The sequence below is a fragment of the Rhizobium lentis genome (genome assembly GCF_017352135.1).
GTDB lineage: Bacteria > Pseudomonadota > Alphaproteobacteria > Rhizobiales > Rhizobiaceae > Rhizobium > Rhizobium lentis.
This window is the reverse complement of the sequence record NZ_CP071454.1, coordinates 2,816,671-2,838,986: the sequence shown is the minus strand read 5'-3', so window position 1 is coordinate 2,838,986 and position 22,316 is coordinate 2,816,671. Positions and strand designations below refer to the sequence as shown.

At 63.4% G+C, this 22,316-nt stretch carries 24 protein-coding genes and 1 pseudogene; 12 read left to right on the top strand and 13 right to left on the bottom strand.

Translation table 11 applies throughout. The annotated features are described in order from the left end of the window. Window positions 1-99 precede the first annotated feature (99 nt). The gene (locus tag J0663_RS13615) at window positions 100-789 is read left to right on the top strand and encodes an HAD family hydrolase (RefSeq protein WP_207240839.1); all 690 of its coding nucleotides are present in this window, start codon (window positions 100-102) and stop codon (window positions 787-789) included. A 1,120-nt stretch (window positions 790-1,909) separates the two neighbouring features. On the opposite strand, the gene J0663_RS13610 is transcribed toward J0663_RS13615, so the two are convergent. Further along, window positions 1,910-2,557, bottom strand: coding sequence for a hypothetical protein (locus tag J0663_RS13610; protein ID WP_207244499.1), 648 nt, complete (start codon window positions 2,555-2,557; stop codon window positions 1,910-1,912). Window positions 2,558-2,629: 72 nt separating this feature from the next. Here J0663_RS13610 and J0663_RS13605 point away from each other — a divergent pair, with 72 nt between their 5' ends. From J0663_RS13605 to J0663_RS13570, 8 genes are all read left to right on the top strand, one after another. Continuing rightward, window positions 2,630-2,812: a hypothetical protein gene (locus tag J0663_RS13605; protein WP_207240838.1), complete on the top strand. Its 183-nt coding sequence runs from the start codon at window positions 2,630-2,632 to the stop codon at window positions 2,810-2,812. Then, complete coding sequence (thrC, locus tag J0663_RS13600) at window positions 2,809-4,233, top strand: threonine synthase (RefSeq protein WP_207240837.1); 1,425 nt, start codon at window positions 2,809-2,811, stop codon at window positions 4,231-4,233. The genes J0663_RS13605 and thrC overlap by 4 nt, the downstream gene beginning before the upstream one ends. A 3-nt stretch (window positions 4,234-4,236) precedes the next feature. Then, entirely contained in the window at window positions 4,237-5,532 is a 1,296-nt protein-coding gene (locus J0663_RS13595) for a M16 family metallopeptidase (protein WP_207240836.1), read from the top strand. A 28-nt stretch (window positions 5,533-5,560) separates the two neighbouring features. After that, window positions 5,561-6,175 (top strand): GNAT family N-acetyltransferase, encoded by a 615-nt coding sequence (locus tag J0663_RS13590; RefSeq protein WP_207240835.1) that lies wholly within the window; start codon window positions 5,561-5,563, stop codon window positions 6,173-6,175. After that, the gene (locus tag J0663_RS13585) at window positions 6,172-9,084 is read left to right on the top strand and encodes a sensor domain-containing phosphodiesterase (RefSeq protein WP_207240834.1); all 2,913 of its coding nucleotides are present in this window, start codon (window positions 6,172-6,174) and stop codon (window positions 9,082-9,084) included. Before J0663_RS13590 ends, J0663_RS13585 begins: the two co-directional genes overlap by 4 nt. A 117-nt stretch (window positions 9,085-9,201) precedes the next feature. Next, window positions 9,202-9,621, top strand: coding sequence for a hypothetical protein (locus J0663_RS13580; RefSeq protein ID WP_207240833.1), 420 nt, complete (start codon window positions 9,202-9,204; stop codon window positions 9,619-9,621). 91 nt (window positions 9,622-9,712) lie between these two features. Continuing rightward, the gene (locus J0663_RS13575) at window positions 9,713-10,021 is read left to right on the top strand and encodes a Dabb family protein (protein WP_207240832.1); all 309 of its coding nucleotides are present in this window, start codon (window positions 9,713-9,715) and stop codon (window positions 10,019-10,021) included. 54 nt (window positions 10,022-10,075) lie between these two features. Then, window positions 10,076-10,768 carry a substrate-binding domain-containing protein gene (locus tag J0663_RS13570; protein ID WP_207240831.1) on the top strand — a complete coding sequence of 231 codons (693 nt, stop codon included), beginning with the start codon at window positions 10,076-10,078 and terminating at the stop codon, window positions 10,766-10,768. Window positions 10,769-10,899: 131 nt separating this feature from the next. Here the strand turns inward: J0663_RS13570 and J0663_RS13565 are convergent, their stop codons facing one another. From J0663_RS13565 to J0663_RS13540, 8 genes and pseudogenes are all read right to left on the bottom strand, one after another. Further along, window positions 10,900-11,799 (bottom strand): metal ABC transporter substrate-binding protein, encoded by a 900-nt coding sequence (locus J0663_RS13565; protein WP_207240830.1) that lies wholly within the window; start codon window positions 11,797-11,799, stop codon window positions 10,900-10,902. Between the two features lie 16 nt (window positions 11,800-11,815). Further along, entirely contained in the window at window positions 11,816-12,688 is an 873-nt protein-coding gene (locus J0663_RS13560; RefSeq protein ID WP_207240829.1) for a metal ABC transporter permease, read from the bottom strand. Further along, window positions 12,685-13,434: a metal ABC transporter ATP-binding protein gene (locus J0663_RS13555; RefSeq protein ID WP_207240828.1), complete on the bottom strand. Its 750-nt coding sequence runs from the start codon at window positions 13,432-13,434 to the stop codon at window positions 12,685-12,687. Before J0663_RS13555 ends, J0663_RS13560 begins: the two co-directional genes overlap by 4 nt. Next, complete coding sequence (locus tag J0663_RS31605) at window positions 13,431-13,559, bottom strand: hypothetical protein (protein ID WP_259666878.1); 129 nt, start codon at window positions 13,557-13,559, stop codon at window positions 13,431-13,433. The genes J0663_RS13555 and J0663_RS31605 overlap by 4 nt, the downstream gene beginning before the upstream one ends. Before the next feature lie 400 nt (window positions 13,560-13,959). Beyond that, a pseudogene (locus tag J0663_RS13550) lies at window positions 13,960-14,271 on the bottom strand (ATP-binding cassette domain-containing protein); the annotation flags it as partial. Next, a complete protein-coding gene (locus J0663_RS31600; RefSeq protein WP_259666877.1) occupies window positions 14,268-14,396 on the bottom strand; it encodes a hypothetical protein in 129 nt (42 codons plus the stop codon). The pseudogene J0663_RS13550 and the gene J0663_RS31600, both read right to left, overlap by 4 nt. A gap of 356 nt (window positions 14,397-14,752) precedes the next feature. Beyond that, window positions 14,753-15,238 carry a peroxiredoxin gene (locus J0663_RS13545; RefSeq protein WP_207240827.1) on the bottom strand — a complete coding sequence of 162 codons (486 nt, stop codon included), beginning with the start codon at window positions 15,236-15,238 and terminating at the stop codon, window positions 14,753-14,755. A gap of 79 nt (window positions 15,239-15,317) precedes the next feature. Then, the gene (locus J0663_RS13540; protein ID WP_207240826.1) at window positions 15,318-16,160 is read right to left on the bottom strand and encodes a protein-disulfide reductase DsbD domain-containing protein; all 843 of its coding nucleotides are present in this window, start codon (window positions 16,158-16,160) and stop codon (window positions 15,318-15,320) included. A gap of 141 nt (window positions 16,161-16,301) precedes the next feature. Between J0663_RS13540 and J0663_RS13535 the strand changes: the two genes are divergently transcribed. The 3 genes from J0663_RS13535 to J0663_RS13525 all read left to right on the top strand — a co-directional run bounded on the left by J0663_RS13535 (window position 16,302) and on the right by J0663_RS13525 (window position 18,369). Continuing rightward, window positions 16,302-16,907 (top strand): YqgE/AlgH family protein, encoded by a 606-nt coding sequence (locus J0663_RS13535; protein WP_207240825.1) that lies wholly within the window; start codon window positions 16,302-16,304, stop codon window positions 16,905-16,907. A gap of 117 nt (window positions 16,908-17,024) precedes the next feature. Beyond that, a complete protein-coding gene (locus tag J0663_RS13530) occupies window positions 17,025-17,216 on the top strand; it encodes a CsbD family protein (protein WP_064706373.1) in 192 nt (63 codons plus the stop codon). 88 nt (window positions 17,217-17,304) lie between these two features. Beyond that, window positions 17,305-18,369 (top strand): zinc-binding metallopeptidase family protein, encoded by a 1,065-nt coding sequence (locus J0663_RS13525; protein ID WP_207240824.1) that lies wholly within the window; start codon window positions 17,305-17,307, stop codon window positions 18,367-18,369. A 349-nt stretch (window positions 18,370-18,718) separates the two neighbouring features. Here the strand turns inward: J0663_RS13525 and J0663_RS13520 are convergent, their stop codons facing one another. From J0663_RS13520 to ispH, 4 genes are all read right to left on the bottom strand, one after another. Further along, entirely contained in the window at window positions 18,719-19,300 is a 582-nt protein-coding gene (locus tag J0663_RS13520; RefSeq protein ID WP_207240823.1) for a histidine phosphatase family protein, read from the bottom strand. Window positions 19,301-19,639: 339 nt separating this feature from the next. Continuing rightward, on the bottom strand, window positions 19,640-20,095 hold the full coding sequence (gene rnhA / locus J0663_RS13515; RefSeq protein ID WP_207240822.1) for a ribonuclease HI: 456 nt from the start codon (window positions 20,093-20,095) through the stop codon (window positions 19,640-19,642). After that, entirely contained in the window at window positions 20,092-21,057 is a 966-nt protein-coding gene (locus tag J0663_RS13510; RefSeq protein WP_207240821.1) for a homoserine kinase, read from the bottom strand. The genes rnhA and J0663_RS13510 overlap by 4 nt, the downstream gene beginning before the upstream one ends. 53 nt (window positions 21,058-21,110) lie before the next feature. Continuing rightward, window positions 21,111-22,112: a 4-hydroxy-3-methylbut-2-enyl diphosphate reductase gene (gene ispH, locus J0663_RS13505; RefSeq protein WP_207240820.1), complete on the bottom strand. Its 1,002-nt coding sequence runs from the start codon at window positions 22,110-22,112 to the stop codon at window positions 21,111-21,113. Window positions 22,113-22,316 lie beyond the last annotated feature (204 nt).

Genomic DNA, 22,316 nt, shown 5'->3' with positions numbered 1-22,316 from the left:
TCGCAGCCATGCGGGAGATCAGGTTGAGCTTTGGCCGGGCATCGTGTAAAGCCGCAGCATCCCCGGACAAGACCCAGATATCCAGCAAGGCTTGAACATATGGAAGGCTTCGACCTCATCATCTTCGACTGCGACGGCGTTCTGGTCGATTCCGAAATCATCGCAGCCGAAGTCGAATCCGCGCTTCTGACGGAAGCCGGATATCCGATCGGCGTAGAGGAAATGGGCGAGCGCTTCGCCGGCATGACCTGGCGCAACATCCTGCTGCAGATCGAGCGCGAGGCGAGCATCCCGCTTTCGGCCTCGCTGCTGGAGAAGTCGGAGAAGCTGCTCGACATCAGGCTGGCGAACGACGTCAAGCCTATCGCCGGCGTCGAATTCGCCGTCTCCCGGCTGCCGATGAAGCGCTGCATCTGCTCCAATTCGAGCACCAAGCGGCTCGACATGATGCTCGGCAAGGTCGGCCTGAAGCCGCTGTTTGCGCCCAACATCTTCTCGGCAAAGGATCTCGGCCCCGACCGTGCCAAGCCGAAGCCCGACATCTTCCTGCATGGGGCAAGCCAGATGGGCGTGTCGCCCGACAAGGTCGTGGTGGTCGAGGATTCCGTGCACGGCGTGCACGCAGCGCGCGCCGCCGGCATGCGCGTCATCGGCTTCACCGGCGCCTCGCACAGCTATCCCGCCCATGCCGACAAGCTGACCGATGCCGGCGCCGAGACGGCAATCTCACGCATGAACGACCTGCCCGGCGTCGTTGCCGCGCTTGCGGCCTGGGAAGGCGTGTTCTAGGGCCCGGCCCATCACGCGGGCACGCTGCCGCTTTCGCCCGCCCGCACTGCGTGAAGAGCGACGGCATCCACCGGGCGTGAAATTAGAAAGCCGAGTGCTTGGTGGTGGATCCCAGGGTCAAGCCCTGGGATGACGGAGTGTGGGGTTGGCGTTCTCGCCACACGCACCGCCGGTGCAATTTGGAGAGCCGGCGCAGCTTCGCTTTCGCCGAGGCTTGCGAGGCGCCGCATCTGCCGTCGCTTCATCGCCGCTGCTGGCCATGCGTCCCGGCACCACCTCGCTTCCGCGCTGGCGCACTTATACACCCCGCCACCACCTCTCGTCCGCGCAGGCTTGTGCGTCCGGCACCACCTCTCCTCCGTCATCCCAGGGCTTGACCCTGGGATCCATTCGGCTGGCGCTGTGTGAGGAGCGATGGAGTCCAGCCGCAGGGAATAATTGCAGCCACGTGCCGGTCGTGAATCCAGGCTCAAGCCCCTGGGATGACGGAGTGTGGGGTTGGCGCTGTTGCCAGACCCACCGGCGGTGCAGCTTGGGAGCCGGCGCAGCTTGTGGGATGTCGCTTTTGCCGAGGCTTGTGCAACGCCGCTTCGCCGTTGCTCCATCGCCGCTGCTGAACCGATGTCCCGGCACCACCGCTTCCGCCCCAGCGGGCTTTTGCATCCCGGCGCCACCTCTCCTCAGTCATCCCAGGGCTTGACCCTGGGATCCATGCGGCTGGCACTACGTGAATTGATGGAGGCCAGCGGCAGGAAATTATTGACGCCGCGTGCTTGGTCGTGGATCCCAGGGTCAAGCCCTGGGATGACGGAGTGTGGGTTGGCGTTCTCGCCGCATGCACCGCCGGCGCAGCTTGAGAGCCCGCTTGCGGGATGTCGCTTTCGCCGAGGCTTGTGCGGCGCCGCTTTTGCCGAAGCTTCATTGTCTTTGCTGAGCCGATGCGTCGCGGCGCCACCTCGCTTCCGCGCTGGCGGACTTATGCCAGTGCCACCTCTCGTCCACGCCGGCTTATGCGTCCGCCACCACCTCTCCTCCGTCATCCCAGGGCTTGACCCTGGGATCCCATGCGGCTGGCTCTGCGCGAAGAGCGATGGACGCGGGATCGCTCCCCGGAATAGCTTTAGCTGCTCTTCTTGCTCTTGGCCGGCTGGGTGTCGAAGCCGACGTTGACGCGCACCAGGGCGCCGGCGCCGACCGGCATCTTGATGCCTTCCTTGCGGAAGATGACCTGGGTGCCCGGGGCGCCCGACGGGATCTCGGTCGCGAACTTGGTGACCTCGGAATAGAGAACGTTCTCGCCGTCGAGGATGCTGACACGGATCGGCAGCGTCACCGGGCCGGGCTTGCCGGCCGGGCCGGTGATCAGGCGCAGCTGGGCGACGACCGTCATCGTCAGGTTCGTCTCATTCAGCATGCACTGGCGGGTGTAATCGCCGAAGGAGGCCTGGACGACGATCTGCTGCGGATCGTCCTTCTTGCCCTTGGCATAGGTGCGGAAGATCGCATCCTGGTCGCGCATGAAGATCTGCGGGCAGGCGCCCTGGACGACCGGGGCGGTCGTGCCCTGCGCGGTCGTGGCCGTGCCGATCGAAGGATTGTTCGAGGAGGGGTTGGACGGCGCCAGCGGCATGATCTGGGCATTGCCGTTCGACTGGGTCGGTGCAGCCTCCGGTTTGCTGTCGCCCCCTAGGCCGAGCGAATTGCAGCCGGCGAGCAGGGCGGCAAGAGAAGCGGAGACGATGAGACGCGAGACCTTGCCGAGCACGATATTCCACCCCTTGCACAAGCGTTTCTTGGAAGCCCCATGTCTTTTGCGTGAGGCCTTTCACGACGGTTTGCGATGGTCTATATCAGCGGCTCAAACAAAAATCGATTGGGTACGCGCCGTTTTGATGTACTTTTCGCCGCCGGATGCGGGCAACTTCAACAAGATAACGGCGATCGTATGTCAGCAGCCCCCGCGCCTTCTCGGTTTCCGGCAAAGCAAGCTGCCGGATTTCTTTCAGCGATAGATCAAGGATGACGAACGTGGACTATATCTCGACCCGCGGCGAGGCCCCTTCCCTCGGCTTTTGCGACGCCCTGCTGACGGGCCTGGCGCGCGACGGCGGGCTCTACGTTCCCCGCCAATGGCCGCAGTTTTCGAAGAAAGAGATCCGCGCGCTCAGGGGAAAGACCTATCAGGAGATCGCCTTCACCATCCTGTCGCCCTTCACCAATGGCGAAATCCCTAAGGACACCTTCCGGGCGATGATCGACGAGGCCTACGGCACCTTCCGCCATCCGGCGATCGCGCCGCTCGTCCAGACCGGGCCGAACAGCTTCGTCATGGAGCTCTTCCACGGCACGACGCTCGCCTTCAAGGACGTGGCGATGCAGCTGCTCGCCCGGCTGATGGATTATGCGCTGGAGAGGCGCGGCGAGCGGGCGACGATCGTCGGCGCCACCTCGGGCGATACCGGCGGGGCGGCGATCGACGCCTTTGCGGGGCGCGAGCGCACCGACATCTTCATCCTCTTCCCGCATGGCAAGGTCTCGCCGGTGCAGCAGCGGCAGATGACGACCTCGACCGCGTCCAATGTGCATGCGCTTGCCGTCGAGGGTAATTTCGACGACTGCCAGAATCTCGTCAAGGCGATGTTCAACGACGCCGCCTTCCGCGACAAGGTCCGCCTCTCCGGCGTCAACTCGATCAACTGGGCGCGCATCATGGCCCAGATAGTCTATTATTTCACAACCGCCGTCGCCCTCGGCGGCCCGGACCGGAAGATCTCGTTCACGGTGCCGACCGGCAATTTCGGCGATATTTTCGCCGGCTACTGCGCCAAGCGCATGGGCCTGCCGATCGACCGGCTCGTCATCGCCACCAATGAGAACGACATCCTGACCAGGACGCTGAAGACCGGCCGCTACGACATGAAGGCGGTCAAGGCAACGACTTCGCCGTCGATGGACATCCAGATCTCCTCGAACTTCGAGCGGCTGCTGTTCGAAGCCTATGGGCGTGATGCCTCGAAGGTGCGCGCGGCGATGGAAAGCCTCAAGCAATCCAGCGGCTTCGAGATCGGCAGCCAGGCGCTGAAGGCCATCCGCCGCGACTTCCGCGCCGGTCGCGCCAGCGAGAAGCAGGTGGCCGAGACGATCCGCAAGACTCATGCCGAGACCGGCTATCTGCTTGATCCGCATTCGGCGATCGGCGTGTTCGTTGCCAAGAAGAAAGAAAAGCCGAATACGCCGATGGTGACGCTTGCGACCGCCCATCCGGCGAAATTCCCGGTTGCCGTAAAATCGGCCTGCGGTATTGACCCGGCGCTTCCGACGTGGCTTGCTGATCTGATGCACAGGGAGGAGCGTTTCCAGATCATCAAGCCGGAGCTGAAAGCCGTTGAGACTTTTATCGGCAAACATGCCCGCGGCGAGACGACAGCAGGCGCAGAAAGATAGCCAATGACAGTTGAGTGCACCCGGCTCAAATCCGGGCTGACAGTAGTCACAGAAACCATGCCGCACCTGGAAAGCGTTGCGCTCGGAGTCTGGATCAAATCGGGATCGCGTAACGAGACGGAAGACGAGCACGGCATCGCCCACCTGCTCGAACATATGGCTTTCAAGGGCACGGCGCGCCGCTCGGCCCGCCAGATCGCCGAGGAGATCGAGGATGTGGGCGGCGAAGTCAATGCCGCCACCTCGACCGAGACGACCTCCTACTATGCCCGCGTGCTCAAGGATCATGTGCCGCTCGCCGTCGACATCCTCGCCGACATTCTGACGGAATCGGCCTTTGAGGAGGAGGAGCTGGAGCGCGAGAAGCAGGTGATCCTGCAGGAGATCAACGCCGCCAACGACACACCCGACGACGTGGTGTTCGACCGTTTCTCCGAAGCCGCCTATCGCGACCAGACGCTCGGGCGCGCGATCCTCGGCACGCCTGAGACCGTCGTCTCCTTCACGCCGCAGCAGATCCGCACCTATCTCGGCCGCAATTACACGACCGACCGGATGTTCGTGGTGGCGACCGGCGCCGTCGACCACCAGGAATTCCTGCGCATGGTCGAGGATCGCTTCGCGAGCCTGCCGACCGCGCCATCCGCGCCGCCGGTCATGGAAGCGGCGCGTTATATCGGCGGCAGCGTGCGCGAACCGCGCGATCTGATGGATGCGCAGATCCTGCTCGGCTTCGAAGGCAAGCCCTACCACGCCCGCGATTTCTACTGCTCGCAGATTCTGGCCAACATCCTCGGCGGCGGCATGTCCTCGCGGCTGTTCCAGGAAGTGCGCGAATTCCGCGGCCTCTGTTATTCTGTCTATGCCTTTCACTGGGGTTTTTCCGACACCGGCATCTTCGGCATTCATGCCGCGACCGGCGGCGAGAACCTGCCGGAGCTGGTGCCCGTCCTCATCGACGAGCTGCACAAGTCGGCCAATCAGATCCACCAGAAGGAAATCGAGCGCGCCCGCGCCCAGATCCGCGCCCAGCTGCTGATGGGCCAGGAGAGCCCGGCCGCCCGCGCCGGCCAGGTCGCCAGGCAGATGATGCTCTACGGCCGGCCGATCTCCAATCCGGAGATGATGGAACGGCTGGAAGGCATCACCATCGAGCGGCTGACGGATCTCGCCGGCCGGCTGTTCTACGACACGGTGCCGACGCTTTCGGCGATCGGGCCCCTGGAGCAGCTCGCGCCGATGGAAGACATCGTTGCCTCGCTTTCGGTCCCGGCGCCGAAGACGATGCAGGCCAGTTGAGCCGACGTCCGTCTGCCGGGAGTGATCGATGCCAAAATCGGTGTTTCGGTTCCTGTCACGGCAGCCGGATGCGGTGGAGCTGGAGAATGACAAATATCTCCTGCGGCTGCCGCGCTATCAGGATTTCAACCAGTGGCACCGGCTGCGCGCCGAAAGCCGCAAGTTCCTGGAACCCTGGGAACCGACCTGGCGGCGCGACGAGCTGACGGAAGGCGCCTACCGCGCCCGCGTCATCCGCGGCAAGCAGGAATATGCCTCCGGCCAGGCGATCCCGCTGTTCATCTTCCTCAAGGAAAACAGGACACTCGTCGGCGGCATCACCATCGGCTACATCAGGCGCGGGGCGGCACAAAGCTGCATGATCGGCTACTGGATGGGCGAACGCCATGCCGGCCAAGGGCATATGTACGCCGCCCTTCAGATGGTTATTCCTTACATCTTCTCCGGGCTTGAGTTGCACCGTATTGAAGCAGCCTGTATTCCAGATAACGCGCGCAGCATGCGTCTGCTTGAAAAGGCCGGGTTCCAGCGGGAAGGCTATCTGCGCGGATATTTGAAGATCAACGGTCAGTGGCACGACCACGTGATGTTCTCACGGCTCGCCACCGATACGGATAAAGGCAGGAAAACCGACAGCCGATGACCAGAACCCGCATGCTGCCCAAGTCACCGTCCGGACGAGTGATCGCGGTGATCGCAGCCCTTTTGCTGGCGGTTTTCGCCCTGACGGCGGGCCTTGCCCAGGCGGCCGAACCGGTGAAGATTTCCCGTGACGATACCGCGCTCGACCTGACGGCGACGACCGAGATCTACGCCAATCAGGGCGAGGCCTTCCAGGTTTCGACGGCGGCCGGCGCCGACGGTATCCGCCGGCGCATCGAGGTCAGGGCGAGTTCGGAAAACCATCAGGGCGACTGGGCGGTGTTTGCGCTTGCCAACGTCTCGGAGGAACAGCTCGAACGCGTGATCGTCGCGCCGCATTTCCGTCTGGTCAATTCCAAGCTCTTCTGGCCGGATCTCGGCTCGCAGCGCATCTTAGCAATCACGCCGAGCGAAGGTTTTGCGCTCGACCGGCAGCCGAGCGACGAGGCCGACGTCTTCCGCATCACGCTCAACCCCGGCGCCGTCATCACCTTCGTCGCCGAATTGTCGACGCCGGAGCTGCCGCAGATCTATCTCTGGGAACCGAACGCCTACAAGGACACGATCAACGCCTTCACGCTCTATCGCGGCATCGTGCTCGGCATCGCCGGGCTTCTCGCCGTGTTCCTGACCATCCTCTTCGTCGTCAAGGGCACCTCGATGCTGCCGGCGACGGCGGCGCTAGCCTGGGCGGTGCTCGGCTATATCTGCGTCGACTTCGGCTTTCTCGGCAAGCTGATCAGCGTCGCCTCCGCCGACCAGCGAATATGGCGCGCCTGCGCGGAGGTAGCGCTCGCCTCGAGCTTCGTCATCTTCCTCTTCACCTATCTGAACCTCAACCGCTGGCACGCCCATCTCGGCTACGCCACGCTTGCCTGGGTGCTCGGCCTTGCCCTGCTCTTCGGCGTGGCCATCTACGATCCGTCGATCGCCGCCGGCATCGCCCGGCTTTCCTTCGCGCTGACGGCGGCGACCGGGCTGCTGCTCATCATCTATCTCGGCTTCAACCGCTACGACCGCGCCATCCTGCTGGTGCCGGCCTGGGCGCTGACGCTCGTCTGGCTGTTCGGGGCGTGGCTGACGGTCACCGGCCGGCTCGACAATGACATCATCCAGCCGGCGCTCGGCGGCGGCCTGGTGCTGATCGTGCTCCTGATCGGCTTCACCGTCATGCAGCACGCCTTTGCCGGCGGCGCCTTCCAGCAGGGGCTGTTTTCCGATCTCGAGCGGCAGTCGCTGGCGCTGACCGGCTCCGGCGACATGGTGTGGGACTGGGATGTCGCGCGCGACCGCGTCGTCACCATTCCCGACGTCTCGGTCAAGCTCGGCCTGTCGCCGGGCACCATGCATGGGGCTGCGCGCAACTGGCTGCCGCGGCTGCACCCTGACGACCGCGATCGCTTCCGAGCCACGCTCGACGTGCTGCTCGAACACCGGCGCGGCCGGCTGAACCACGAATTCCGCATCCGTGCCGAGGACGGGCATTTCCACTGGCTGCTGATCCGCGCCCGGCCGGTGCTCGGCTCCAACGGCGAGATCATCCGCTGCGTCGGCACGATCGTCGACGTCACCGAGCAGAAGAATTCGGTCGAGCGGCTGCTGCACGATGCGCTGCACGACAATCTGACCGGCCTGCCGAACCGGCAGGTCTTCCTCGACCGGCTGCAGGCCGTGCTGGCGCTGGCGCCGGGCGGCGAGACGCTGCGCCCGACCGTGATGGTGATCGACATCGACCGCTACAAGCTGGTCAATGATTCGCTGGGCGTCGCCGCCGGCGATAACATTCTGATCGCGCTGACGCGGCGCCTGCGCCGCCTGATGAAGCCGCAGGACACGCTGGCGCGGCTTGCCGGCGACCAGTTCGGCCTCATCCTGGTGTCGGAGCACAATCCGGCCAAGGTGGCCGATTTCGCCGATGCGGTCAGCAAGGCGATCATGGTGCCGATCAACTTCGCCAATCGCGAGATCATCCTGACGGCGTCGATCGGGCTCGCCTCCTGGGTGGACCGGCAGGAAAGCGCCACCGGCCTGCTGAGCGACGCCGAGCTTGCCATGTACCGCGCCAAACGGGCCGGCGGCAACCGCGTCGAGCCGTTCCAGCCGGCGTTCCGCGACTTCGGCACCGATCGGCTGCAGCTCGAAACGGATCTGCGCCGCGCCATCGAGCGCAAGGAATTGTCGATGGTCTACCAGCCGATCGCTCGGCTGGAGGACGTCGAGGTTGCCGGCTTCGAGGCGCTGATGCGCTGGGAACATCCCAAGCGCGGCAATATCCCGCCGTCGGAATTCATTCCGATCGCCGAGTCCTCCGATATCATCAGCGCGCTCGGCGTGTTCGCGCTGGAACAGGCGACCAATGACCTGATGAGCTGGCAGAGCCAGACCGGCGAATTGCCGATCTTCGTCTCGATCAACCTGTCGAGCGTGCAGCTGCTCAACAACGAGCTATATGACGACGTGCGTTCGGTTCTTGCCAAGACGCATTGCACACCCTCGCGGCTCAAGCTGGAACTGACGGAATCCATGGTGATGGAAAATCCGGAACAGGCCCGTCTCGTGCTTCAGAAGCTGAAGGAGGCCGGCATCGGGCTGGCGCTCGACGATTTCGGCACCGGCTATTCGTCGCTTGCCTATCTCACCCGCTTCCCCTTCGATACGATCAAGCTGGACAAGGCGCTGGTGCGCGACAGCAGCGACAAGAAGGCGACCGTGCTCCGGTCGGTGATATCGATGGCGCGGGAGCTTGAGATGAAGGTGGTGGCCGAAGGGATCGAATCCAACGAAGACGCGATCGAACTTGCCAAAATGGGCTGCAGCTACGGGCAGAGCTACCTGTTCGGCCCGCCGATCCCTTCGGAATCGGTGCTGCGGCTGCTGCGCGACCGGTTTCCGCTGACGAAACGGGCGTGAGCGGCCTAAGGGTTGCTTTGTCGCCCGGCCTCTGCCGGGCGCGTCTCTCCCCCACGAATAGTCATTGACCAACGACCGGCGATATGCGCCTCTCCTCCATCGCATAAGGAAAATTTGATGCTCAAACTTCTCCTCGCGCTGTCGATCGGCGCTTTTTTCGTCTCGCCGCTTCAGGCCGGCGAAATTCAACCCGTCATCAAAGCCTGCCAATCCGGGGCGAAGCATTGTGAGCGATGGACCGCCGAATTCCCGACGGCGCTGCAGCTGGCGCTGAAAGGCAATCACGCCGCACAGCAGACCGTGGCCTTCTGCCTGTCTTCCGGATGCCACGACGCGGTGGTTATCGACAGGGTCGCCTCCTGCGGCTGGCATCTCGTCATCGCCAATTCCGGCGCCAGCACCGTGCTCGACGCCTCCAACCTTCGCAACACCTGCCGGCCGATGACGTCGGCCCAGAAAGACGAAGCCCGCGCAAATGCCCGTGAACTCGTCCGCAAGATCTACAACCGCGACCCGGCCGCAACCGACCAGATGTAGGTCTGTCCTCATCCGGCCTGCACGAAAATAATCCCGTTGCCCTCCCGGCTTTCGCCGCTATGCTGCCGGCACAGAAAATCGGGAGGACCATATGATCCTGCACTGCGTATTCCTGCGGCTGAAGATGGCGGTGACGAGCGACGAGAAGCAGGCGCTTTTCGACGCGATCGTCGCCCTGAAACAGGTCATTCCCGGCATATTGGATATCAAATACGGGCCGAATGTTTCGCCCGAAGGGCTGCATGGCGGCTTCGTCGACGGTTTTGCCGTGACCTTCGAAAGCGCCGAAGCCCGGGACGCCTATCTCGTCCATCCCGAACATGTGGCCGTCGGCGAGCGCATCGTCTCGTCGACGGACGGGGGTCTCGCCGGCATCCTGGTCTTCGACCTCAATGTGTGAGGGCGGCGGAGCCGTTTTATCCTAAGGAAGTTTCCACCGGTTTCAGGTTGGGTCATGACTCAGGAAATCCGACTTTTTGGCGCGATCGCGGTGCGTCCCGCCGTCCTTGCCCTCATTCCGCAATTCGAAACCGCCACCGGTTTCAGGGTTGTGACCAAGTGGGAGGTCAATCCGACAGTCAAGAAGCAGATTGAGGCGGGGGAAGCTTTTGACGTCGTGATCATCAATCCGCCGATGGTTCAGGATTTGACTGCCTTGGGAAAGGTCAAGGCGGGGAGCGAAGCCGCGTTTGGCCGAATAGGCATGGGCATGGCTGCCAAGGCAGGCGGTCGACCGCTCGATATAGGCTCTGTCGAAGCATTCAAGCAGGCCCTGAAGAGCGCCAGATCGATTGCCTATGCCAGTGACGGAAGCAGCGGGGGCTACTTCTCCGGCCTGATTTCTCGCCTGGGGATAGCCGATGAGGTGAAACCCAAACTCGTGAGCATATCTGGAGGGCAGACAGCGTCGGCCGTCGGACGTGGTGAAGCCGAGCTGGGTGTGGTTCCCGTGACGTCGATACTCGCTGCCGCTCCCGAGGTCATGCTTGTCGGCCGCTTTCCGACAGAACTCCAAAGTTATATCGACTTCGCCATTGGCGTCAGCGCCTCTTCCACGGTCGCAGAAGCCGCCGGGCAGCTGTCGGCCTTCCTGACCTCGCCTGCCGTCGACGGGATCCTGGCGGCAAAGGGTGTCGAGCGCTGCTAGAGCATTTCCGTTTTTCTTCGAATCACGGAAATGCTCGATCGCTTTGTTTTCACGCAATTCCGGACGCAAAACCGTTACACACTTTTGCTGGAATTGTTCTAGAGCGGCGGCGCACGACCTCAGTCCCTTTCTCAGCTCGATTTCGCCATGGCGGCGGCGAGCTGGTCGACATTGTAGCGGAACATCTTCGCATAGGTCGGGGCCGGTCCCTTGGCGTCGGACAGCGATTCGACATAGAGCTCGCCGCCGGGCTCGGCGCCGGTGGCCTTGGCGACCTGCTTGACGAGGCGCGGATCGTTGGAATTTTCGAAGAAATAGGCCTTCACATGTTCGCTCTTGATCTGGTCGATCAGCTTGGCGACATCGGCGGCCGAGGCTTCGCTTTCGGTGGAAAGACCGAGCGGCGCGAGAAAGCTGATTTTATATTCGCGGCCGAAATAGCCGAAAGCGTCATGGCTGGTCAGCACCTTGCGGCGGTCGTCGGCGATGCTGTCGAATTTCGCATGGGCATAGGCGTTCAACTCATCGAGCGTCTTCGTGTATTTCTCGGCATTGGCTCTGAAGGCGCCGGCATCGGCCGGATCGGCCGATGACAGCGCCTTTTCGATATTGGCGACCCAGATCTTGACGTTGACCGGGCTGTTCCAGACATGCGGATCGGTGATCTCGGCGCCATCCTCTTCCATGGTGCGGGTGGCGATACCCTCGGACACCGTGACCGGCTTGCCCTTATAGCCCGAGGCGGTGATCAGCCGGTCCATCCAGCCTTCCAGGCCCTCGCCGCTGACGAAGGCGACGTTGGCCGCCTTCAGGTTCTTGGCATCGGCCGGCGACGGCTCGAATTCATGGGGGTCGCCGTTCGGCCCGACCAGGCTCGTCACATGCACATGATCGCCACCGACCTGTTTGACGACATCGGCAAGCACGGTGAAGGAGGCCACCACCTTCACCGTTTCGGCGGAAGCCGATGCGGGCGAGAGCGCCATCAGCGCGGGAAGTGCGGCGGCAAGAAGCAGTCTGCGCGGATTCATCGAAGTCTCCTTGGGATCAGCCCTTCAGATGCGGGCGGGGAAAGAAGCGCCGGGCAAGGCCCGACGGCGCGAACAGGATCGAAAATGTGTAGATCGCCGCGGCCGTCATGATGATGGTCGGGCCGGAGGCAAGCTCGAGATGGTAGGAGGCGATCAGGCCAAAATAGCCGGAGGCGGCGGCACTTGCGGCCGCGATCGCCATCATGACAGGCAGGCTGCGCGACCAGAGCTGGGCGACCGCGGCCGGCAGCATCATCAGGCCGACCGCCATCAGCGTGCCGAGTGCCTGGAAGCTGGCGACGAGGTTCAGCACCACCAGCAGCAGGAAGAGCACATGATAGGCCGGGCCGCGGCCGCCGACGGCGCTGAGAAAACCCGGATCGAAACATTCGGCAACCAGCGGCCGGTAGACGGCGGCAAGCACGACGAGCGTCAGCGACGTGATCGCGCCGATCTGATAAAGCGCCGGCGCATCGATCGCCAGGATAGTGCCGAAGAGCACGTGCAGCAGATCGATGTTCGAGCCGCGCAATGACACGATCAGCACGCCGAGCGCCAGCGATGCAAGGTAGAAGCTCGCAAAGCTCGCATCCTCCCGCAGCACGGTCATCCGGCTGACGGCACCCGACAGCAGCGCCACCGACAGGCCGGCGACGAGGCCGCCGATGCCCATCGCCGTCAGCGACAGCGAGCCGGCGACGAGGTAGCCAATCGCCGCCCCCGGCAGGACCGCATGGCTCATGGCATCGCCCATCAGGCTCATCCGCCGCAGCATCAGGAAGACGCCGATCGGCCCAGAGCCGAGCCCGAGGCAGAGGCAGGCGACGAGGGCCCGGCGCATGAAACCGAAATCGGCAAAGGGCGCGAGGAAGAGATCGTAAGCCGTCATGCCGCCGGCGCCTCACGGGGTTCGCAGGCCGCCGCATCCTCATCCCAGCGCTCGGCCATGGCGCGCGCCTGCAAGAGATTGGCCGGCGACATGACCGCGGCGGTCGGGCCCCAGCCGACAAGCTCGCGGGCAAGCAGCAGAGTTTCGGGGAAATGGGCGCGGACGAGATCGAAATCGTGAAGCACTGCTATCACCGTGCGGCCCTCGCCATGCCAGCGGAGGACGAGATCGACGAGATCCCGGGTCGTGCGGGCATCGATTGCCGTGAACGGCTCGTCGAGCAGGATGATGTTGGCGTCCTGGAGCAGCAGCCGGGCAAAAAGCACGCGCTGGAACTGTCCGGCCGAGAGCGAGCCGACATGGCGCTTTGCGAAGCCTTCGAGCCCGACGGCGGCAAGCGCCTCGCCTGCCCTTTTCACCTCGCCAGGCGCGATGCGGCCGAAGGCGCCCGCCTTCTTCCAGGCGCCGAGCAGGACGGTGTCGATCACCGAGATCGGGAAACGCCGGTCGATCTCGGCCGCCTGCGGGAGATAACCGAATTCCGCCCGCCCGAGCCGGTGCTCGACCCTGCCCTCAGCCGGGCGGAGCTCGCCCATGATCGCCTTCAACAGCGTCGACTTGCCCGCCCCGTTCGGTCCGGCAATCGCCGTCAGGCTGCCGGCCGCAAAAGCGCCGGAGACATGGTGGACGGCCGGGTGCCTGTGATAGGCGACCGTCAGATTGTCGAGACGGATCAGCGGCGTCATGGCAGCAGAACCGCCCAGTGGATGGCGAGCCAGAGGGCGGCTACTACCAGCATGATGCCGATCACCCTCGATAATGCCGATTGTGCCATAAGGCTTACGGTGGGACGGTCGGGTCTCGGGGGCATGGCGGATCCTGCAACGTAATAACATTACGGCTATGTTATAACGATTGCGGCAGGATTGAGGCGGAGTTTAAAGCTGCTCACACAATTGAAAAAGGCGACCGAACGGCCGCCCTTCATGTGTCGCGATGTCTGTGTAATCTTTAGACGATGGCAGCGCTCGAGTCCGCGGCACGCCCCTCATCCGCCTGCCGGCACCTTCTCCCCGCTTGCGGGGCGAAGGGGATATGCCGCACCTCTCCATTCCCCACCAACCTCTCGCAGGGCACGTCCCCTCTCCCCGTTTTTACGGGGAGAGGGTTAGGGTGAGGGGCAGATCTTGTAGCGACATCAGCAGGTTAGGTGACGGCTTTTCGATCGCTCAGAGCTGTTCCAGCATCGCGGCGGCACCCGAGACGGTGGCCTGGCCGAAGGCGCCTGCTTTCTTCCAGGCGCCGAGCATGACGGTGTCGATGACCGAGATCGGAAAGCGGCGGTCGATCTCGGCCGCCTGCGGGAGATAACCGAATTCCGCCCGCCCGAGCCGGTGCTCGACCCTGCCCTCGGCCGGGCGGAGCTCACCCATGATCGCCTTCAACAGCGTCGACTTGCCCGCCCCGTTCGGCCCGGCAATCGCCGTCAGGCTGCCGGCCGCAAAAGCGCCGGATACATGATGGATGGCCGGGTGCCCGTGATAGGCGACCGTCACATTGTCGAGACGGATCAGCGGCGTCATGGCAGCAGAACCGCCCAGTGGATGGCGAGCCAGAGGGCGGCAACGACCAGCATGATGCCGATCACCCTCGATAATGCCGATTGTCCCATAAGGCTGACGGAGTGGCGGTCGGGGCTTGGGGGCATGGCGGATCCTGCGATGTAATAACATTACGGTTATGTTATAACGAATGCGGCAGGATTGAGGCGGAGTTTAAAGCTGCTCCCAATTGAAAAAGGCGACCGAACGGCCGCCCTTCATGTGTCGCTATCTCTGTGTAATCTTTTAGACGATGGCAGCGCTCGAGTCCTCGGCCGCCCCTCATCAGCCTGCCGGCACCTTCTCCCCGTAAACGGGGCGAAGGGACCATGCCGCGACCTCTCCGATCCCACCAACCTCTCGCAGGGCACGTCCCCTCTCCCCGTTTTTACGGGGAGAGGGTTAGGGTGAGGGGCAGATCTTGTAGCCACGTCAGCAGGTTAGGTGATGGCTTTTCGATCGCTCAGAGCTGTTCCAGCATCGCCGCCGCACCCGAGACGGTGGCCTGGCCGGGGCTTTCCTCGATGTTGAGGGATTTCACCACGCTGTCTTCGACCAGCATCGAATAGCGCTTGGAGCGCAGCCCGAGGCCGCCGGCGGAGAGATCGGCTTCGAGGCCGATCGCCTTGGTGAAGCTGGCGTCCCAATCGGCAAGGAAGTGGATCTTGCCGAAGCCGCCTGAGGATTGCGCCCAGGCGCCCATCACGTGCCAGTCGTTGACGGCGAGCACGGCGATATCGTCGACGCCCTTGCCGAGGATGGTGTCGCGGTTTTCGAGATAACCCGGCAGGTGGTTCAGCGAACAGGTGGGCGTGAAGGCGCCGGGCACGGCAAAGAGCACGACGCGCTTGCCGGCAAAGAGCTGCTCGGTGGTGATTTCGACCGGGCCGTCGGCGGTCTTTTCCTTGAAGGTGGCGGCCGGAAGCTTGTCGCCGATCGCGATGGTCATGGGTTTCTCCTCGGGTTCTGGCTGTTGGTTCGGGCTGGGCGGCGGGCGCCGCCGGGGATCGGGCGACTATAAGTGCCGGTCAGTCAAAGGCAAGCGTGGTCTCCATCGCCCTGCCGCCATCGATGACCAGCACGCCCCAGCGCTTGCCCGATATATTGTAATTCTTGGGGAGCTTGCCGATTTCAATGTCGGTCTTGAAGGTGGCGCCGTCGCGCTGGCCGCCGCGCTGTTTGGTAAAGGCATAACCGCTCGGCCCGGTGACGATGATATCGGGCGCAGCACCCCTGCCCCCATCCGGCAAAGCAAGCGTCAGCGACAGCGTCTTGCTGTCGGGCGAGACCGCATAGGCCGCGACCTTGAAATCGGCCGAAGGCGGCTTCGGCAGTGTCGCATCGGCGGCCGCAAGGATCGCCTCCTCCTGCGGATGCGACTGCGTGGCAGGGGCGAGCTTCAGCGAAAAATTCGCCTGGAAGGGAATGCAGATATCCCTGCAGATGCCGATGAAGGCGGTGGCGTCGATCTTGACCTCGCCGTTGCCGGCCGCCGTCAGCGACAGCGGCAGCGTCACCGGCGCGTCGTAGGCGATATCCTCGATCCCGCCGTTGAAAAAATGCTTCGGAACGGGATAGGCAATGGCGTCGAGTGTCACGCCGCTTGCCGGCGCGATGGTGACCTGAGGCGGAATGCCGGCATTGCCCGGCTCGCGCCAATAGGTGATCCAGCCCGGTTTCGGTTCGATCTGCAGGGCGGCGCGGATCTTGCCGCCGGCATCGGGCGCCAGCGCCACGAGCCGCATGCGGCCACCCTCGGCCTCAGCCCAGGCACTCATTTCCGCCTGGGCGGAACAAAAGGGGACGAGGGCCGCGGTCACCGACATGACCGCCATCAAAAGCCGGCGCGGGGCCAGAAAAATAATCATCATGGAACAAAGGTTTACCGAAAGTGCTGTCTGGCCGCCAGAAGCAGCGACCATTTAAATCTTCATTTTCGGTTGATTGATTTGTGACATTGGCCCATCCTTCTCTCGTCGGGGCCTTAGTGCGGTCTGGCAGCAGGAGGAACGATGTCCTTATCGACGCTGAAGAACAGACGGGAACGTGGCTTCTTCGATGGCCAGTTCCTCATCGCCATGCCGGGAATGGAAGACCGCAATTTTGCGCGCACGGTGATTTACATCTGCGCGCATTCGGATGCCGGCGCCATGGGCTTCGTCATCAACCGGCCGCAAAGCCTCACCTTCACCGACGTGCTGCTGCATCTCGACATGATTAAGCAGGAAGAGCCGATCGTGCTGCCGCAGCGGGCGCGCGACTTCCCAATCCAGACGGGCGGCCCCGTCGAGAGCGGCCGCGGCTTCGTGCTGCATTCCGACGATTATGCCAGCGACTCCTCGATTCCGGTGAGCGACGACATCTGCCTGACGGCGACGCTCGATATCGTGCGCGCCATTTCCAAGGGCGCCGGGCCGAAACGCGCGACGATGCTGCTCGGCTATTCCTCCTGGGCGGCCGGCCAGCTCGAAAACGAGGTCGCCAACAATGGCTGGCTCACCTGCCCTGCCAATGAGGAACTGATCTTCGACCGCAGCCTCGAGGACAAATATGAGCGGGCGCTCGCCGGCATGGGCATCAACGCCGCCATGCTTTCGGCCGAAGCCGGCCACGCCTGACGGTCCCTGCTCCCTGACCGTCGCTGCTCCATGACAGTCGCGGGAACGATTAGGCGCGAGTGACGTTCCCTTCCCGCGCGGACGAGAGGTCCGACGCCGAGCACGGAGACATCACACATGGGTAGCACCAGCGACAAGATTTCAGGCAAGGCAAACGAAATTGCCGGCAAGACCAAGCGGGCGGTCGGCCGGGCCACCGACGACCCCGACATGCAGGCAAAGGGCGACGTCCAGGAAGCCAAGGGCAAGGGACAGGTCGCAGCCGGCAAGGTCAAGGACAAGCTCAAGGGCGCCGTCGACCGGCTCTGAACCAAAGCGCAGCCTTCGTGAACCATGCCTGCTGCGCACGCGCGGCGGGCATTTTTCATCCGCCCCTGCTTTCTCAGAGATCCAGACGATGAAGCTATTTGCCTGCGACAATTGCGATCAGGTCGTCCACTTCGACAATCGCCACTGCGTGCGCTGCAACCATCGCCTCGGCTTCCTGCCCGGCGACCTCGCCATGCATGCGCTGGAGCCGCGCGACGACACGGTCTGGCAGCTCGTTTCCGATCCCGACCGGCAAGTGCACTTCTGCGCCAATGCCGGCCTCGATATCTGCAACTGGTTGGTGGAGGGCGACAGCGAGTTCTGCACGGCCTGCCGCCATAACCGGCTGGTGCCGAACACCGATACCCAGGACGGCATCGACCGCTGGCGGCGCATCGGCCAGGCGCAGCGTCATCTCTTCTATTCGCTGCTGCGCTGGAAGCTGCCGCATCCCGATCGCGGCGAGGATCCGCAAGGCGGCCTCGTCTTCGATTTCCTCGAAGATTCGCTGCAGGGCAACGGCAATGTCGTGCCTGCCATGACCGGCCATGAGGAAGGCCTGATCACCATCCGTGCGGCGGAAGCCGACGATGCGACGCGCGAACAGGCGCGCAGCTCGATGAACGAACCCTATCGCACGCTGCTCGGGCATTTCCGCCACGAGGCCGGCCATTTCATCTGGAACAAGCTGGTGCGTGACCAGAACGGCCTCGAGGATTTCCGCGCCGTCTTCGGCGACGAGCGGCAGGATTATCTAGCGGCCCTCCAGAAACACTATGCCGCCGGCCCGCCCCTGGGATGGCAGGATAATTTCATCAGCGCCTATGCTTCGTCACATCCCTGGGAGGATTTCGCCGAATGCTTCGCGCATTACCTCCATATCGTCGATACGCTGGAGACCGCCCGCGCCTTCGGCATCGCCATCGATCCGCGCGGCCACGAGGAAATAGCAGGCGAGGTTGATTTCATTCCCTACAGGGCCAAAAGCGCCGAGCAACTCGTCAGCGCCTGGGTGCCGCTCAGCCTCGCGATCAACGCCATCCAGCGCAGCATGGGCCAGCCGGATTCCTACCCTTTCGTGCTCTCTTCGCCTGTCGTCGCCAAGCTCGAATATCTGCATCGGCTGATCCAGGGGGCGGCGACGCGGCTGTAGGTGGGGTGAGAGGGGTCGGACGCGCGCTTTCTCCCTCTTCTCCCCAGCGGGGAGAAGGTGGCCCGAAGGGTCGGATGAGGGGGCCACGCGGCACGCCATTTATGATTGCCCTTCGCTGGCGCTCAGCGCATTCGCGGCTCTGCCGCTCAACCCCTCATCTGCCTGCCGCCATCTTCTCCCCGCTGGGGAGAAGGGGAATTGTGGCTGCGCCGCGTCCCTTCCTGGCAAAAGTTCGGGAGGCAAGAGGAGACGCAAACTTGCCATTCTGCACACCCCTAAAACGAAACCGCCTTGCGCTTCTTGCACGGTTCATGCCCCAGCGGCGTCGCCTCGTGATATGGCAGAGTCGTCACCGGCCCGCCTGTTCGATGTAGTTTGCCACCCCATCCTGCAGGCAGTAAAAGCCCTCCTGAGGCACGGGCAGTTCCAGCATGTGACGCCGGGACAGACCGAGATAAACGCCTCTTATAATCCGGCCGGTCAGTCCGTGCGACACGGCGATCGTCGGCTGGGATATGTCCGACAGCCACTTCGATACCCGCTGATGCACGTCATCGAATGTCTCCCCATCCGGAGACCGGAAGAACCACTCGAAAGCATCCGCCCCCTTCAACGCATCGGGATATTCGGCGTCGATTTCATAGTGGGTCATGCCGTCCCATGAACCCACGGTCACCTCCATCAAACGCGGCTCTTCCCTTTCCGGCAAGGAAATCAATCGCCTGATACGAACCGCCGTTTCCCTCGCCCGGCCGAGCGGCGAGACATGGATTGAGAACTCGCTTTCTCGCCCGCCGATCTCGCGGGACAGTCGATCGGCCATTTGATCGGCCTGCCGGATACCACGCGGCGTGAGGGGGGAATCCTTCTGCCCTTGGTATCTGCCCACGGTGTTCCATACGGTTTCTCCGTGGCGAAGCAGATAGATCATCGGGTGTCATCCCTATTTGCGGCGGCCGGGCTCTCCGGCCAGGCTCGCGATGGCGGAACTGCAGGCTGCATGAGAGAGATTCGCACGCGCGGCTTGCTCCCTCTCTTCTCCCCAGTGGGGAGAAGGTGGCCCGAAGGGTCGGATGAGGGGGCCGCACGGCATGCCATTCATTTTGTTGCCTTCGCTCGCGCTCAGCACATTCGCGGCTCTGCCGCTCACCCCCTCATCTGCCTGCCGGCATCTTCTCCCCGCTGGGGAGAAGAGAATCGTGGCAGCGCCACGTTCCCGGTAAAAGTTCGGAAGCAAGAGGAGATGCAAACTTGCCATTCTGCACACCTCTTAAAACGAAACCGCCTTGCGCTTCTTGAATGGCTCCATGCCCCGGCGGGCGAGTTCGTCGGCGCGCTCGTTTTCCGGGTGGCCGGCGTGGCCCTTGACCCAGTGCAGCGTCACCTTGTGGCGGTTGCGGGCCTCTTCCAGCGCCTGCCAGAGTTCGGCATTCTTCACCGGCTTCTTGTCGGATGTCTTCCAGCCGTTTTTCTTCCAGCCGAAAATCCACTTGGAGATGCCGTCCTTGACATAGGCGCTGTCGGTATAGAGGTCGACCTCGCAGGGGGTCTTCAGCGCCTGCAGCGCCGAGATCGCCGCCATCAGTTCCATGCGGTTGTTGGTCGTCTCCGCCTCGCCGCCGCAGAGCTCCTTTTCAACCTCGCCATACCGCAGAACGGCGCCCCAGCCGCCCGGGCCGGGATTGCCGGAGCATGCGCCGTCGGTGAAGATATCGACGTGTTTCATAGGCTCAATCCGTATTCGGCGGCCGAGCCGATCTGGCGGTGGAAGCGCAGCTTGCGCAGATATTCCAGCGGATCCTTCTTGGTGACCATGGCGCCTTCCGGCGTCGTCAGCCAGTCATAGAGCCGGGTCAGGAAGAAGCGCAACGCCGACCCGCGCGCGAGCACCGGCAGGGCGGCGATCTCTTCGTCGCCCAGCGGCCTGACGCTCCGGTAGCCCTCGAGCATCGCCGTGCCCTTGGTGATGTTGTAGGCGCCGTCCTTCTCGAAGCACCAGGCATTCAGGCAGATCGAGACGTCATAGGCGAGCAGGTCGTTGCAGGCGAAATAGAAATCGATCAGGCCCGACAGCTCATCGCCGAGGAAGAAGACATTATCGGGGAAGAGATCGGCATGGATGACGCCGGAAGGCAGACCCTTCGGCCATTCGGCGGCGAGGAAATCGAGCTCGCTGCGGATCTCGCCCTGCAGACCGGGCTCGACCTCGTCGGCGCGCGCCTCGGATTTTTCCCACAGCCCCTTCCAGCCGTCGAGCGACAGCGCGTTCGGACGCTTCAGTTCGAAACCATCGCCCGCCACATGCATCTCGGCGAGCGCCCTGCCAACCTCGCGGCAGTGCTTGGCCTCCGGCTTTCTCAGCCACATGCCTTCGAGGAAGGAGATCAGCGCCGCCGGGCGGCCGGAGAGCGAGCCGAGCAGCGCGCCGTCGCGCCGCGGCAGCGGCAGCGGGCAGGAAAGGCCGCGGGCCGAGAGATGCTGCATCAGGCCGAGGAAGAACGGCAGGTCGCTCTTTTCCACACGCTTCTCATAAAGCGTCAGGATCAGCGGGGCTTTCGAGGTGTGCAGCAGGAAATTGGAGTTTTCGACGCCTTCGGCGATGCCCTTGTAGGAGAGCAGCGTGCCTGCATCATATTCCGTCAGGAACCATTTCAGATCGTCTTCGGCGATATCGGTATAGACTGCCAAGGGAGGTCTCGTCTTTGCATTGGGATGGTGGATTGCCGGGCCGCGACGGCGGCCTAGCCGTTGACGAAGGCCATGTCGGCGGCCGTCAGCTCGATGCTGCGCAATTCGCGGTTGACCAGGAAGTTTTCGGTTTCCTGCACCGTTTCGGCCAGCTCGACGCGGGCGTCGAAGCGGGCGCGGAAAGCCTCGATGATCTCGTTGACGATCACCTCGGGCGCCGAGGCGCCGGCGGACAGGCCGAGCGTCGAAATCGCGCCGATCTCCTCCCAGTCGAGTTCGGCGGCGCGCTGCACGAGGATCGATTTCTTCGCCCCTGCCCGCAGCGCCACTTCGACGAGGCGCTTGGAATTGGACGAGTTCGGGGCGCCGACGATGATGAAGAGATCGCAGCCGGGGGCTGCCTGCTTCACCACTTCCTGACGGTTGGTCGTCGCATAACAGATCGAATCCGCCGCCGGCGCGGTCAAGTTGGGAAACCGCTCCTGCAGGCGGGCGATGACGCCGGCCGTGTCGTCGACCGACAGCGTCGTCTGCGTGACATAGCCGAGATTATCGGGATCGGCGGGGGCGTAGACATCGGCATCCTCGATCGTCTCGATCAGCGAAACCGAGCCTTCCGGCAACTGCCCCATCGTGCCAATCACCTCGGGGTGGCCGGCATGGCCGATGAGGACGACGTGGCGGCCGAGGCGATTGTGGCGCATCGCCTGCTTGTGGACCTTGGAAACCAGCGGACAGGTGGCATCGAGATAGAAGAGATTGCGGCTCGCCGCATCCTCCGGCACCGATTTCGGCACGCCGTGGGCGGAGAAGACCACCGGCTGGGCGCGATGCTCGGCCGGGATCTCGTCGAGCTCCTCGACGAAGACCGCGCCTTTGGCCTCCAGCCCCTCGACGACATAACGATTGTGAACGATCTCGTGGCGCACATAGACCGGCGCGCCATAGGATTTCAGCGCCAGCACGACGATCTGGATGGCACGGTCGACGCCGGCGCAGAAGCCGCGCGGGCCGCAGAGCCTGATCGTCAAAGGAGGTTTCGCCGCAATAGTCATGTCTTTTCCACACATTCCTCATTCCTGTGCTCGTCACAGGAATCCAGCCACGGCGCGTCGGCGCCGTGAATGACTGTCAACATCCTAGCCCATCTTCCGCGCCCAAGGACTTGGGCGCACCGGATTCCTGTGACATCCCTCGGGTTAAACCCGAGGGCAGGAATGAGGGAGAACTTGGCAACGTCCAGCTTCAACAGCAACGTC